The organism is Negativicoccus succinicivorans (assembly GCF_018373335.1).
GTDB lineage: Bacteria > Bacillota > Negativicutes > Veillonellales > Negativicoccaceae > Negativicoccus > Negativicoccus succinicivorans_A.
Genome location: NZ_JAHAHH010000038.1, coordinates 1 through 12,299, shown reverse-complemented (window position 1 = coordinate 12,299; position 12,299 = coordinate 1). Strand labels below are relative to the sequence as shown.

Sequence of the window (12,299 nt, the reverse complement as noted above, 5' to 3'; positions counted from 1 at the left end):
TTTTTGTGCCCCCCGCGCAGTATGACGGGATTTGGCAAAAAGTTGTCGAGGCGCTTTTCGCCCGCAAAAAAATGGCGCAGGCGGCCTGCTACCGCAATGCGAAACTTCTTTTAATCTCCGGCACTCATGTCATCATCGCAATTGAGCATGCGTTTCTGGTCGATGCGGCGAATCGGCCGGAATACCGACAGGAAGTGGCCGGTATTTTGCAGGAACTCACCGGCGTCGAGCTGACGCTCTTAGCCGTAGCCGCCCAAAGCACTCAGGCGGATGAAGCGCGCGCTCGTGCTGAAGCATTGCAACGAGACGAAGCGGCGGCACCGTCATCGGAAAAAACAGCGGTTTCCGCATCTTCGGTGACATCGCCGGGGGAGTACCGCAAGATCCGCCGGGAGGATATTGACCCCGCGGATCAAAATGATCCGGTGCTCGCGAACGCCTTGCAGTTTGCCGGTGACTGTGATATATATGTATGGGAAGAATAAAACAGTATTGGACTATTTATCTACCGTGAAAGAGGGGCAATCAATGTTTGGTAATAAAGCGCAAATGGCCGGCATGATGAAAAAGGTCAAAAAAATGCAGGACGACATGGCCAAAATGCAAGACGAATTGAAACGCAAAACAACCGAAGTAACAGCGGGCGGCGGTGCGATCCGTCTCGTGATGAACGGTGAAAAACAAATTACGGAATTAAAAATCGATCCGGCGGTCTTGGAAGCGCAGGACGCCGAAATGCTGGAAGACTTGGTAACGGCGGCCGTCAATGAAGCGGGACGTAAAATTGACGACATGGCTTCGCAGGAAGTCAACCGAATTACCGGCGGGATGGGTCTTCCTCCGGGAATGTTTTAATGAACGAACCGTTAGAGCGGCTGACGGAACAATTTCGTCGCCTGCCCGGCGTCGGCGTGAAAACCGCCCGCCGCTTGGCGTATTTTATTCTGGAAGAGCCGCAGGAGTCGGTGGATGCGTTTATTGAGGCCATCACGACCGCGAAAGCGCAGACCAAGTATTGCTCCGTGTGCGGCAATCTTTCCACCCAGGATCCCTGTGAATTTTGCGCCGATCCGCGGCGCGATCACAGTGTGATTTGCGTGGTCGAATCACCCACCGATGTGCAAGCCATGGAACGCTGCCATGAATATCACGGCGTGTACCACGTATTGCATGGCGCGCTTTCGCCTTTGGACGGCATTCAGCCGGAACAGCTCCATATTCGTGAACTTTTGGAACGTTTGCGAGACGATACGGTGCAGGAGATCATCATGGCTACCGACCCGGACGCGGAAGGGGAAGCGACAGCTCTCTATATCGCGGGCTTGGTCAAACCCATCGGCATCAAGGTCACGCGCATTGCGCGAGGCTTACCGGCCGGTGGAGATATCGGTTTTGTGGACGGCGTCACCTTAGCCGGCGCGGTCGCCCACCGTCAAAATATGTAAGGAGGAGAGTAATATGGTAGCATTGAATACCCTGATTACTTTTGTTGTGGTCGCGATCATCGCGATTTTAATTTTCCGCGTCTTGGGCTGGGCGTTAGCTCCGTTTATCGGTAATATCATTGCCGGCGGACTCTTGTATTGGCTGATCGATGCGATGTTCATGAAACTTCCCTGGACGTTTTTGGATGCCATTATCGTCGCTTTATTCGGTATCCCGGGAACGATCGTGATTGCGATTTGTCGCGCCTTGTTTTAATCTGAAAAGCAGCTTTCGGGCTGCTTTTTTATTACCCGTATTTGCGCGTTTACGCGAGTAAAGGAAACGAGACGGTATGAAATATTTTGTCAGCGGAGAAGTATTTGCCGCGTTGCCTCACTATATGGTGGGAGTAGTAGCCGCCACCGGCATCACGCCGTTACAGGAAAGCCAAGCGGTGGCGGAATTGTTTGCTAAAGCGCAGGCGCAGGCGGCGGAAAAATACTGCGGCGTAAAAGTAAAAGAACAACCGGAACTGGCCGCGTACCGTGAAGCGTTTCGCGCGGTCGGTATCAATCCGAATAAATATCCGAGTTCCATTGAAGCGCTCTTGACGCGTATTTCCAAAGGAAAAATGTTGGCTCCGATTACACCGCTGGTGGATTTGGGGAATGCCGTATCATTGCTCGAGTCCGTGCCGATTGGGGCGCATGCCGTCGATTCTTTGGCGGAGGGCACGCTTGGCGTACGTCGCGCGCGAGAAAATGACACCTTCGTGCCGTTCGGCGAGACGGTTGCGGAAGCGCCGGATCCCGGAGAGATTGTGTACGCGTCCGGTACGACCGTGCGCACGCGCCGCTTTTTATGGAGGCAAAGCGAACTCGGTAAAATCACGACGGAAACGAAAGATATTCTTTATCTTTTGGACGGATTTTCCGATCGTCGTGAAGATCTGGAACGCGGGCGTGACCTTTTGGCAAAATACCTGACCGAAGTATTTCGTGCGCAGGTGAAAATCGGCCTGATCACAAAAGACGAACCGGAATTTATTTTTTAACGTATATGACGAAAGAGATCCCGTAGAGGATCTCTTTTTTGCGTGTGGGAATGCGTTTTGACAAGTCGTGTGATGTTCGCTTACGTTGGTATGAACGGCTTACTTATAGCGATGCAATACGACCGCGATTGTTTTACTATGTGCTATAATAAAGAATATAGGAGGGAAGACGATGAGCGTAAATCCGAGATTGGTCAGCCCGGCAATGGACAGCCTGCTGGATGCGTTGCTGGCACTTGAAACGCGCGAGGAAGGGTATGCGCTTTTGGAAGATTTGTGTACCGTTTCTGAGCTGCGGGACTTAAGCATGCGCTGGCAGGTGGCGCAGTTGCTGCACAGCGGTCAAAAATATGAAGATATCGAATCGCTTACGGGGGCGAGCTCCGCAACGATCAGTCGCGTCAAACGCGCGTTGCGTTACGGCGCGGACGGTTACCAAACGATGCTGGAGCGGTTAGAGGGAAAGGATACGTAAATGGAAGCACTGGAGAAGAGTCGCAACGGCTTTAAGGCGTATGACATTCGCGGCATCGTGCCGACGGAAGTGGATGAAGAAGTAAGTTACCGCGTCGGACGCGCGTATGCGGACCAATACAAGGCGCGCAAAGTAGCTATAGGGCGGGATATCCGCGGAAGCTCGCCGCGCCTTTCGGAGGCGGTGGCGCGCGGTTTGACGGACGGCGGCGCGGATGTGTATGATATCGGCGTCTGCGGCACCGAGATGGTATATTTCGCGACGTTTCATTACGGTTTGGACGGCGGCATCATGGTGACGGCCAGTCACAATCCGGTCAACTACAACGGCTTGAAACTGGTGCGTGAAGAAGGCATTCCGATTAGCGCGGATACCGGCTTAAAAGAAATCGAAGAGCGCGTTTTCGCCGGTCATTTCGCTACGCCGGAAGAAAAAGGCGTCTGTCGGACGCTCGATGTACAGAAAGAATATATTGAAACTCTATTGCAGTACGTGGATATGAGTCATTTGAAGCCCATGCACATCGTGGTCAATGCCGGCAACGGCGGCGCGAACTTGGCGTTCCGCGATTTGAAAGCGCATTTGCCGTTTACCTGGCATGAGTTGTACATGGACGCGGACGCGACCTTTCCCCACGGCGTACCGAATCCGATGATCGAAGAAAATCGGCTGGTGACGAGTCGGGCGGTCGTAGCGGAAAAAGCGCAATTGGGCGTGGCCTGGGACGGCGATTTCGATCGTTGCTTTTTAGTGGATGAAAAAGGCAATTTTGTCGAAGGCTATTATGTCTTGGGATTGCTCGCGGAACATTTTTTAACGCTGGATCCGCACGCGACTATCGTGCACGATCCGCGTCTGTACTGGAACACGCAGGCGATTTGTGAACGTTACGGCGCCACCGCTGTGGAATCCAAGGGCGGCCACGCTTTTATGAAAGAGACGATGCGGCGTGTGGACGGTCTGTACGGAGCGGAAATGAGCGCGCACCATTTCTTCCGCGATTTTTCCTATTGTGACAGCGGCATGATTCCCTGGCTTTTGGTTGCGCAGATCATTTGCGAAACAGGCAAACCGCTCTCGCAACTGATTGCTGATATGGAAGCGCAGTTCCCCTGCAGCGGCGAGATTAATCGCGTCGTAAAATCAACGGAGGAAACGCTGGCCGTCGTCGAAGCGGCATATCGTGATCAGGCGCGGGAAATCAAATATTTGGACGGCTTGAGCATGGATTTCGGCACATGGCGATTCAATTTGCGGCAGTCGAATACCGAACCGCTGGTGCGTTTCAATTTGGAAACGCGCGGCGATTGGGAGCTGATGCAAACCAAACGCGACGAAGTGTTGGCGCTGATTGAAACGACGGTAAAATAATTGAACAATAAAAAAGAACGCGATCGCGTTCTTTTTTATTGTTCAATTTTTATTTTCAATAACCGCGTTTTTTATCAATGACATTTTTCAGCTTCTGATCGCTTAAAAAGCGTTGCCAGTTATCCGCCAAGAGATCTAAGACTTTATCCATGTAGCCGTAAACGCGCGCCGCGGTATGCGGAGTCAAAATCACATTGTCGAGCGTCCAGAGCGGCGAATCTTCCGGTAAGGGTTCCCGCGCGGTGACGTCGAGGCCCGCACCCGCGATGCGACCTGACTGCAGCGCTTCAATTAAGGCGGCTTCATCGACGATGGTGCCGCGCGCGATATTGATGAAGTAAACGCCTTTTTTCATCGCGGCGATTTCTTCGGCGCCGAAAAATCCTTCCGTTTCCGGTGTGCCGGGCAGCGCGCACATGACGACGTCGGCTTCGGGCAAGACGTTCATTAATTCATCGTTCGTGATGACGCGGTCGGCTAAAGCTTCTTCCGTAAGATGATTTTTCACCGCGATGATTTCCGCGCCGAAGGCGGCGCAGCGTCTGGCGATTTCTTTACCGATGCCGCCGAAACCGGCGATCAACACTTTCGCGTTTTCCAGCGAGGTAAATGACTGCGGATCCCAATTTTTTTCCGCTTGCGCCGCGACGGCGTATTTCAATTTGTGACGCAATGCGAGCAGCAACGTCAGCGCCCGTTCCGCGACCGGCGCGTCGTGAATCGCGGCGGTGTGCGTTAAGACAATATCATTTTGTTGCATGGGCGGCGGCAATAGTTTTTCAATTCCGGCGCTCATGCTGTGCAGCCAACGCAGTTTCGGCGTGGCTTCCAGCACGGGAAGCGGATCCATCGAGCCCCACAAGGCCACCGCATCGGCATCTTCCAAATGCGGCAGCGCTTCGCTCATTTTAGCGTACGCTTCGACAGTGGCATCGGGGCGGACCCGCTGCAAACGTTGCAAACGTTCCGGTGTCAGATGGTTGAGTACTACCAGTTTTGGCATGTTCATTCCTCCTCTGTGTTCCTTTGCTTTTATTATACCGTAAATATCGCGACCGGCAGCTTGCCGCGGCAGAATAAAAAAACAACCGCAGCAAGCTACGGTTGTTCGTATTCGGTGGTTTCGTCGAGCAGCGTTTCGAGAGCGCCGATCTGATTACGAGGTAAGACAAAGACCAGTTGATCGTGGGCTTCGATTTCCGTTTCGCCGCGCGGCACCACCGCTACGCCCTGGCGGTCAATGGCGGTCACTAACGCGTGCGGCGGCAACGCGATGTCGCGCAAAGCCGTGCCGGCGAGCGGACTGTGCTCGGAAACAACCGCGGTCGCCTGCATCATCGTCGTATCAAAATCGGGACGCGGTTTTTCTTTACGCAAAATATTTTGCAATAGATATTCGTAAATCGGCGGCGTGCCGAGCGCGTTCGCCGTGTAATACGCCAAGAGACAGCAAATGGCGAGCGGTAAAAAGTAGGAGATGCGCTGCGTCATTTCAAATAAAAGCAAGAGCGACGTGAGCGGGCTGCGCACCACTGCCGTCAGATAGCCGGCCATCGCCAAGACGATGAAAAGCACGACGTACTCCGGCGCGACGATTTGTCCGAACAGACAACCGAGAATCGCGCCTTGAATTAAAATCGGCAGGAAGATGCCGCCCGGTACGCCGGAGGCAAACGAAATCAAGGAAAAACCGGTTTTGACCACAAGCAGCAGCAATAACCACCAAAGCGCATGCGGCGCATTTAACAGCTGGCCCAAGATCGGATGTCCGCCGCCCAAGACGATCGGAAAGAAGAGCATCAGCACGAATGAACAGAGAATGGCCGGCAGCGGTCGCAATAAAATATATAAATTCAATTTGCCGTACACATAGTAGCAGCCGCGCAGGCCCCAAAAATATACGGCGCCCATGCAACCCGAAACGATGCCGAGCAGAACAACCCAGGGATACATGCTGACCGGCATCTTGCCGATTTCCGGAAAATGAAAAATCGGCGTCAGACCGAATACGTATTGACTGACGACATCCGCCGTCACGGCGGCGGCGAAACAACTGATGATCAAGCGTTTCGTGATCGTTTTGTGAATTTCTTCCAGCGAAAACAGCACGCCGGATACCGGCGCGCTGAACGCGACCGAAAGGCCGGCCGCCGCGCCGCATGACATCAAATTTTGCGCCCGAATATAGTTATGCTTCAATCCCCGGGCGACGAGTTTACCGCACATCGCGCCGAGCTGAATGGACGGGCCCTCGCGTCCGAGCGATAAGCCGCAAAGAGCGGCGATGGTTCCACCCAAGTATTTATGCAGCAAGACCGAAAGCGGGGACGTTTGAATCCGGCCGGTGATTTCCGCGGTGACTTGCGGGATACCGCTGCCGCCCGCATACGGTTCGCGACGAACGATCGCGCCCAGCGCAATCGCGCCGATGCAAAAGGCGATCAGGATCAGCGGTAATCGCGACCAGTCCGAGGCGGCCAGTTGCGCCAAATAGCTGACGCTGTCCTCGCACCAGGTGATCAGCAAACGATAAATAACGCCTGCGCCGCCTGCCAGCAGCCCGACTAAAATACCTTCCAAGAGCAGAGTGGAATCGGTTCGCAAAGAGCGACTGCGCAGCGTTTCAATTTTTAAAAATGACATATGCAGTCCTTTCATTTCATTGTATTTATAATGCGCCTATATATATAATACTACGTCAAGCGTCATCGTCAGATTAAAATGGATGAAATGGCAATTTTGACTGTACATTAATGAATGTATCCTCTATAATAAAACTAATCGATATACTTGAAGGAGGGAAAGAAATGCGTAAATTAGCTATTTTAACAGCGTGTGCATGCTTGGTGGCGGGCGCCGCCATGGCAGCGCCGGTGACGTATATTCCGGAAGGCGGCACGAATGTAGGTTACGGTTACAACGGAGCGCAGGACGGTTCGCATGCGGTCTACGTGGAACACGGTATCGCCGATAAAGTCGTGATCGGCGCGGAATATCGCGACCTCGTCAACATGGGCAATGAATTTGATGTGTACGGTAAATATCGTTTGAACGATAACGTATATGTGACCCTCGGTAATCGCAACTACGACGTAGCCGGCAACAAAATCTATGGGGGCGTAGAAGGCATGACCTACCTGACCGAAAAGTTTGACGGCTATGCCAGCGTAAAAGTTTCGAGTGAAGAAAAAGAATACAAAGTCGGTGCTTTGTATGATCTGAACCCGAATTTCGACTTGGACGTTAACTACACGTACCAGGATCGCGACGAAGACTTGAACCGTAAAGGTGTCGGCGTCGGCTTGAACTACCGCTTCTAATTCTAAACATAAAAAAGACTCGCTCGGCGAGTCTTTTTTGTTGCGCGAATACAATATGAAAATGTTTTAATTTCGCGATTGTTCTTTGACCTTGACATGTTTCGGCGTTTCTTCTAAACTGATGGCAGAAACACCGAGGTGCTCGGTATCGGATGCGGCGGACGATTGTCCGCCGGCCGGTTTGAGCCAGCCTTCGGTGTTATTTTAGTTTATTGACAAATGCAAAATAGGAAAAGATTCATTTCCGCTTGCCGTCTGTCGCATGGTCATGCGATCAAAAAGCATCACGGCGCGACGGAAAGAGTCCGTCGTTTAGCGTTTGACGGATTCCGGACCGAAGTTTCTGATCATTCGTTCGAACGGATCTTCCTGCTGCGGTTTCGTATCCATGGGCAGTCCCGGATAGATAGTTGTCTGCTCCTTGGTTACCGTCGTCGTAACGCCGGTGGTGCGCTTGTGTCCGTGCATTTTGGAGATTTCAAAATAGGGCAGGTCCTGTTCTTTCAGTGCGGGTAAAAGCGGTTGCTTAGCCTTCTTAACCGGTGATTTTTTGAAAATCGAGAACACCGACATCGCGGCGTTGGTCCATTTTTCAAAGCCGGTTTCGGCTACACCGTCAAAACCCAGTTGCACTTTACCGGCCGGCGGTTGCACGCGAACGGAGTGACCGTGTCGGGTTTCTTGGGTGCGTTCTTCGGTGTGCGTCACCGTTTCGGTGCGAGTTTCTTTGGTCATGACCCGTTGCACACGTGTGGCATCGTTGGCGGGCGTCTCCAGCGCGTACGCGGAGGGGGTGGCGGAGAGAAGCATGAGGGCCGCCAAGAGGGTAGTGGTAATTTTTTTCATTGGGTAAACTCCTTTAGGATTAATTTACATGGAGCGCTGACGCATCCCCTGCAGCAAACAGGATAATGACGCGTAACGCTCGACTTTATCTGCACATTTTGACAGACGAAAATGATGAGATTTATTGTAGGGGATAGTGGGAATAGTTGTCAATTAATTTTCCATTCCGATCAAGAATAAAACAGACACAAATACAGAATGTATAAGTTAATAGAAATAAGGTCAATATCGTAATACAAAAATATTTTCTAAGCGCAAAAATGAACTGTAAAATCGCGCTTGACAAAATTAATGTTATTAAGACTCGCATTATGATACAATAACGATGAATGAAAATAGAGGAGGCGGAAGAGCTTGGCGTATGCAATTGCGTTCGGGATTGCGCTCATCGTGACCTATGTCATTACCCCTGCAGTGAAGCGTTTGGCCTGTCGGGTCGGAGCGATGGATAATCCCAATGCGCGCAAGGTTCATCATGGAGCCGTACCGCGTTTGGGCGGTTTGGGAATTTATATCGGATTTTTGGCATCGGTGTTGTACAGCTTGCCGTTATCGACCGAAGTGATCGGTTTACTGATGGGGTCGGCCGTGATTATTGCGGTCGGCATATGGGATGATATTTGTCAGATTCCCGCCAAGGTAAAATTGCTCGGTCAGATTTTGGCGGCGGTTGTGCTGGTAGCATGCGGTGTACGCGTCGACTGGATTTTAAATCCGCTTGGCGATTATATTTATTTAAGCGCGTTCATTTCCGTACCTCTCACGATTTTGTGGGTGGTGGGATTCACTAATATGGTAAATTTGATCGACGGGCTGGACGGCTTAGCGGCCGGCGTAAGTTCGATCGCCGCCGTTTCCGTGGCGCTGATCGCGTACCAAATGGGGCAATGGAACAGCGTGGCGATTACGGTCGCGATGGCGGGCGCGGCGATCGGTTTTCTGCAGTATAATTTCAACCCCGCGAAGATTTTCATGGGTGATACGGGTAGCATGTTCTTAGGCTACACGCTCGCCGCGGTATCGATCATGGGCGTGATGAAAACAGCGGCTACCGTCGCCTTGGTTGTGCCGGTCATAGCGCTGGGCTTACCGATTATGGATACGGCGCTGGCGATCGTGCGGCGCAAGCTTTCGGGCATGCCGATTTTCGCGCCGGACCGCGGGCATTTGCATCACCGTCTGCTCGATAGCGGCTTATCGCAAAAGCAGGTGGTTTTATTGATGTATGCGATTACCGCTTTTCTGGGGATGATCGCACTATTGGTAGTACATTTAAATGTTGTTTTCGGTGTCGTCGTAGTCGGTGTGGTAACGGCGGCGGGACTTTGGTGGGCACGCTACTTGGGCATGATTGCAGGCGGCAAGTGCGCGTCGGAAAAACACTGAGGAACGTTTTATGACAATTAAAGTAATGACCATTTTCGGTACTCGCCCGGAAGCCATCAAGATGGCTCCGGTCGTTTCCGAACTCGCCCGGCATCCGGAATTTTCCGTATGCGTTACCGTGACCGCGCAGCATCGCGAGATGCTTGACCAGGTGTTGCGGTTGTTTGCGATTACGCCGGATTACGATTTGGATATTATGGCGCCGGGACAAACTTTATATGATGTCACCAGCCGGGCGTTGCTCGGCTTGCGGACATGTCTGCAGCAGGAACGTCCTGATGTAGTCTTGGTTCACGGCGACACGACGACAACTTTTGCCGGCGCGCTCGCCGCATTTTATGAGCAGATTCCGGTCGGCCATGTGGAAGCGGGTTTACGGACGGGCGATATTTACTCGCCGTTTCCCGAAGAAATGAACCGTCGTTTGACCGGACGGCTGGCGCGTTACCATTTTGCGCCGACGCCGGAAACGAAAGCGAATCTGTTGCGGGAAAATGTTGCGGAAGAATCGATTTTCGTGACGGGCAACACGGTTATTGATGCGCTTTTGCAGACGGTCGGCCGTCCTTTTGATGCGGATATGCTGCCGGTGAAGCTCGATCCGTCGCGGCGCACGCTGTTGGTCACCACCCACCGACGTGAAAATTTGGGCGCGCCGATGCGTGACGTATATCGCGCGTTGCGGCGGATACTGGAAGATGTACCGAACTTGGAACTGGTATTTCCGGTTCATAAAAATCCGGCGGTGCGTGAAGTCGTTCGGGCGGAGCTCGGCGATGTGCCGCATGTGCACTTGATCGAACCGTTGGATTACGAACCGTTTGCGCAACTGATGGCGCAAAGCGATCTGATTTTAACCGATTCCGGAGGCATTCAGGAAGAAGCGCCGGGCTTGGGCAAACCGGTACTCGTGTTGCGCGATACCACGGAACGCCCCGAGGCGGTGGCGGCCGGCACGGTGAACCTGGTCGGCACGGCGGAAGAAGATGTGTACCGGGAAGCGAAACGTCTTTTGACCGACGACAATTTGTACCGTCAAATGGCGAATTCCGTCAATCCGTACGGCGACGGTAAAGCCGCGGGAAGAATTGTGCAGGCGCTTTTGTACGCCTACGGTAAAACGGCGAAAAAACCGCCTGAATTTATAGCCAATACTAATGAATTATGATAGAATAATAACTGCATGTGCAGGTTCTTATGGCCTCATGTGCACGGCAAGGAGGTCTCCGGTGAAAGAACAGGAATTTAATTGGCGGCGGGCGTTAGCCATCGCTACCGGTGCCGGTATGACACTGCTTTGCACGATTTTATTCGGCCTGTATTTAGGGTATCTTCTCGACAAATATGTCGGCACGGCTCCGTTCGGTTTGTTGGCCGGAGGCGTGGCGGGTGCGCTGACAGGTCTGTTGACGTTAGTTCGTGACATGATTCGCAAATGACGGACGGTCGGGAGCTTTTTCGTTGGCTTCTTGCCTGCATGCATTGGCAAGGAGCGTTGATGGCCGCGGGGGCGGTCCTCGTTCTCCTGTTCGGCAAAGGAGATTGGGCCGTCGGTTGGATCATAGGCGGCGCCTTTAATATAGCGTATTTTTCTTACCTTGCATTGATCGCGTTTAAGCGACGCGATCGCGATGACTTGGATATGGCGAAAAGCTTAACCAATGTCGCGGCAGGGCGTTTCTTTGTGGCCATCCTCTTTTTGTGGTTGGTCTTAAAAACCCATTTAGCCCATTTCGGGGCTACGGTTTGCGGCTTACTGTCGTTGAAACTCGTGTACTATTTCGTCACGTTTTTAGGCGACTTCAAGCATATAAAAAATAGGTGAGTATGTCCTGGCGGAAGGGGGTGAAGCTATGCATCTACACACAGGTACACATGATGTGCAATATCTTTGGGGAATGGCCGTTAACATGGATACGATTTACATGACCTGGCTGACCGGTGCACTGGTTTTTATTTTGGTATTGTTGGCGACGCGAAGTCGTGAAATGGTACCGTCCGGTGTGCAAAACGCAGTGGAAATGATCGTAGAGAATTTAAGCGATCAGTTCTATTCCATTCTCGGGCCCGATTATCGTAAAGCGGTATACATGCTGTTAACGCTCTTTTTCTTTATCTTCATCGGAAACGAGATCGGGTTGTTACCGACGCCGCACCTCATTACCTCGCCCACGAATGACGTCAATACGACATTGGGCCTGGCGATTGCAGCATCCCTGGCGACACACGCACTGTACGTGAAAAACAAAGGGTTCAAAGAGTATTTTGCACACTTCTTCAAACCCTTCGCTCCGTTCGTTTTTATTAACCTGATCGAAGAAATCGCAAAACCGATTACGTTGGCAATGCGTCTATTCGGCAACATTTTGGCGGGCGAAATTTTGCTGGAAGTTTTGAACTATCTGGCGCCAGTCGGTGTACC

Annotated in this window: 15 protein-coding genes and 1 pseudogene; 13 read left to right on the top strand and 3 right to left on the bottom strand. The window is 52.2% G+C overall.

Annotated elements, in window-relative coordinates; all coding sequences use genetic code 11:
• The 7 genes and pseudogenes from KH813_RS04050 to KH813_RS04020 all read left to right on the top strand — a co-directional run.
• Nucleotides 1-485, top strand: a pseudogene (locus tag KH813_RS04050) (hypothetical protein); the annotation flags it as partial.
• A 43-nt stretch (nucleotides 486-528) separates the two neighbouring features.
• Nucleotides 529-855 (top strand): YbaB/EbfC family nucleoid-associated protein, encoded by a 327-nt coding sequence (locus KH813_RS04045; protein WP_303990315.1) that lies wholly within the window; start codon nucleotides 529-531, stop codon nucleotides 853-855.
• Nucleotides 855-1,445 (top strand): recombination mediator RecR, encoded by a 591-nt coding sequence (gene recR / locus KH813_RS04040; protein WP_303993548.1) that lies wholly within the window; start codon nucleotides 855-857, stop codon nucleotides 1,443-1,445. The genes KH813_RS04045 and recR overlap by 1 nt, the downstream gene beginning before the upstream one ends.
• A gap of 13 nt (nucleotides 1,446-1,458) precedes the next feature.
• Entirely contained in the window at nucleotides 1,459-1,701 is a 243-nt protein-coding gene (locus tag KH813_RS04035) for an ABC transporter permease (RefSeq protein WP_303993545.1), read from the top strand.
• Nucleotides 1,702-1,777: 76 nt separating this feature from the next.
• The gene (locus tag KH813_RS04030) at nucleotides 1,778-2,479 is read left to right on the top strand and encodes a B3/4 domain-containing protein (protein WP_303993542.1); all 702 of its coding nucleotides are present in this window, start codon (nucleotides 1,778-1,780) and stop codon (nucleotides 2,477-2,479) included.
• Between the two features lie 172 nt (nucleotides 2,480-2,651).
• Nucleotides 2,652-2,954 (top strand): YerC/YecD family TrpR-related protein, encoded by a 303-nt coding sequence (locus KH813_RS04025; protein ID WP_034436924.1) that lies wholly within the window; start codon nucleotides 2,652-2,654, stop codon nucleotides 2,952-2,954.
• Nucleotides 2,955-4,325 (top strand): phosphomannomutase, encoded by a 1,371-nt coding sequence (locus KH813_RS04020; protein WP_303993539.1) that lies wholly within the window; start codon nucleotides 2,955-2,957, stop codon nucleotides 4,323-4,325.
• A 55-nt stretch (nucleotides 4,326-4,380) separates the two neighbouring features.
• Here the strand turns inward: KH813_RS04020 and KH813_RS04015 are convergent, their stop codons facing one another.
• Together KH813_RS04015 and KH813_RS04010 are read right to left on the bottom strand one after the other, a co-directional pair.
• On the bottom strand, nucleotides 4,381-5,328 hold the full coding sequence (locus tag KH813_RS04015; RefSeq protein ID WP_303993537.1) for a D-2-hydroxyacid dehydrogenase: 948 nt from the start codon (nucleotides 5,326-5,328) through the stop codon (nucleotides 4,381-4,383).
• Between the two features lie 95 nt (nucleotides 5,329-5,423).
• Complete coding sequence (locus KH813_RS04010; RefSeq protein ID WP_303993534.1) at nucleotides 5,424-6,968, bottom strand: ClC family H(+)/Cl(-) exchange transporter; 1,545 nt, start codon at nucleotides 6,966-6,968, stop codon at nucleotides 5,424-5,426.
• Nucleotides 6,969-7,132: 164 nt separating this feature from the next.
• On the opposite strand from KH813_RS04010, the gene KH813_RS04005 reads away from it, so the two are divergent.
• Nucleotides 7,133-7,645 (top strand): outer membrane beta-barrel protein, encoded by a 513-nt coding sequence (locus KH813_RS04005; RefSeq protein ID WP_075939160.1) that lies wholly within the window; start codon nucleotides 7,133-7,135, stop codon nucleotides 7,643-7,645.
• Between the two features lie 312 nt (nucleotides 7,646-7,957).
• On the opposite strand, the gene KH813_RS04000 is transcribed toward KH813_RS04005, so the two are convergent.
• The gene (locus tag KH813_RS04000) at nucleotides 7,958-8,491 is read right to left on the bottom strand and encodes a hypothetical protein (RefSeq protein ID WP_303993531.1); all 534 of its coding nucleotides are present in this window, start codon (nucleotides 8,489-8,491) and stop codon (nucleotides 7,958-7,960) included.
• A 354-nt stretch (nucleotides 8,492-8,845) separates the two neighbouring features.
• On the opposite strand from KH813_RS04000, the gene KH813_RS03995 reads away from it, so the two are divergent.
• The 5 genes from KH813_RS03995 to atpB form a co-directional block, all read left to right on the top strand.
• Nucleotides 8,846-9,877 (top strand): glycosyltransferase family 4 protein, encoded by a 1,032-nt coding sequence (locus tag KH813_RS03995; RefSeq protein WP_024049069.1) that lies wholly within the window; start codon nucleotides 8,846-8,848, stop codon nucleotides 9,875-9,877.
• Nucleotides 9,878-9,887: 10 nt separating this feature from the next.
• Entirely contained in the window at nucleotides 9,888-11,045 is a 1,158-nt protein-coding gene (gene wecB, locus KH813_RS03990; protein ID WP_303993526.1) for a non-hydrolyzing UDP-N-acetylglucosamine 2-epimerase, read from the top strand.
• 61 nt (nucleotides 11,046-11,106) lie between these two features.
• The gene (locus KH813_RS03985) at nucleotides 11,107-11,316 is read left to right on the top strand and encodes an AtpZ/AtpI family protein (protein ID WP_303993523.1); all 210 of its coding nucleotides are present in this window, start codon (nucleotides 11,107-11,109) and stop codon (nucleotides 11,314-11,316) included.
• A complete protein-coding gene (locus tag KH813_RS03980; protein ID WP_303993520.1) occupies nucleotides 11,313-11,702 on the top strand; it encodes an ATP synthase subunit I in 390 nt (129 codons plus the stop codon). The genes KH813_RS03985 and KH813_RS03980 overlap by 4 nt, the downstream gene beginning before the upstream one ends.
• 28 nt (nucleotides 11,703-11,730) lie before the next feature.
• On the top strand, nucleotides 11,731-12,299 hold a 569-nt coding region (atpB, locus tag KH813_RS03975; protein ID WP_303993518.1), incomplete at its 3' end, for a F0F1 ATP synthase subunit A.

What these genes read in the sequence shown, in the direction of transcription:
- KH813_RS04005 (WP_075939160.1), top strand. Translation starts at nt 7,133, where the DNA reads ATGCGTAAATTAGCTATTTTAACAGCGTGTGCATGCTTGGTGGCGGGC.
- KH813_RS04025 (WP_034436924.1), top strand. Translation starts at nt 2,652, where the DNA reads ATGAGCGTAAATCCGAGATTGGTCAGCCCGGCAATGGACAGCCTGCTG.
- KH813_RS04010 (WP_303993534.1), bottom strand. Translation starts at nt 6,968, where the DNA reads ATGTCATTTTTAAAAATTGAAACGCTGCGCAGTCGCTCTTTGCGAACC.
- KH813_RS03980 (WP_303993520.1), top strand. Translation starts at nt 11,313, where the DNA reads ATGACGGACGGTCGGGAGCTTTTTCGTTGGCTTCTTGCCTGCATGCAT.
- wecB (WP_303993526.1), top strand. Translation starts at nt 9,888, where the DNA reads ATGACAATTAAAGTAATGACCATTTTCGGTACTCGCCCGGAAGCCATC.
- KH813_RS04000 (WP_303993531.1), bottom strand. Translation starts at nt 8,491, where the DNA reads ATGAAAAAAATTACCACTACCCTCTTGGCGGCCCTCATGCTTCTCTCC.
- KH813_RS04045 (WP_303990315.1), top strand. Translation starts at nt 529, where the DNA reads ATGTTTGGTAATAAAGCGCAAATGGCCGGCATGATGAAAAAGGTCAAA.
- KH813_RS04035 (WP_303993545.1), top strand. Translation starts at nt 1,459, where the DNA reads ATGGTAGCATTGAATACCCTGATTACTTTTGTTGTGGTCGCGATCATC.
- KH813_RS04020 (WP_303993539.1), top strand. Translation starts at nt 2,955, where the DNA reads ATGGAAGCACTGGAGAAGAGTCGCAACGGCTTTAAGGCGTATGACATT.
- KH813_RS04030 (WP_303993542.1), top strand. Translation starts at nt 1,778, where the DNA reads ATGAAATATTTTGTCAGCGGAGAAGTATTTGCCGCGTTGCCTCACTAT.
- KH813_RS04015 (WP_303993537.1), bottom strand. Translation starts at nt 5,328, where the DNA reads ATGCCAAAACTGGTAGTACTCAACCATCTGACACCGGAACGTTTGCAA.
- recR (WP_303993548.1), top strand. Translation starts at nt 855, where the DNA reads ATGAACGAACCGTTAGAGCGGCTGACGGAACAATTTCGTCGCCTGCCC.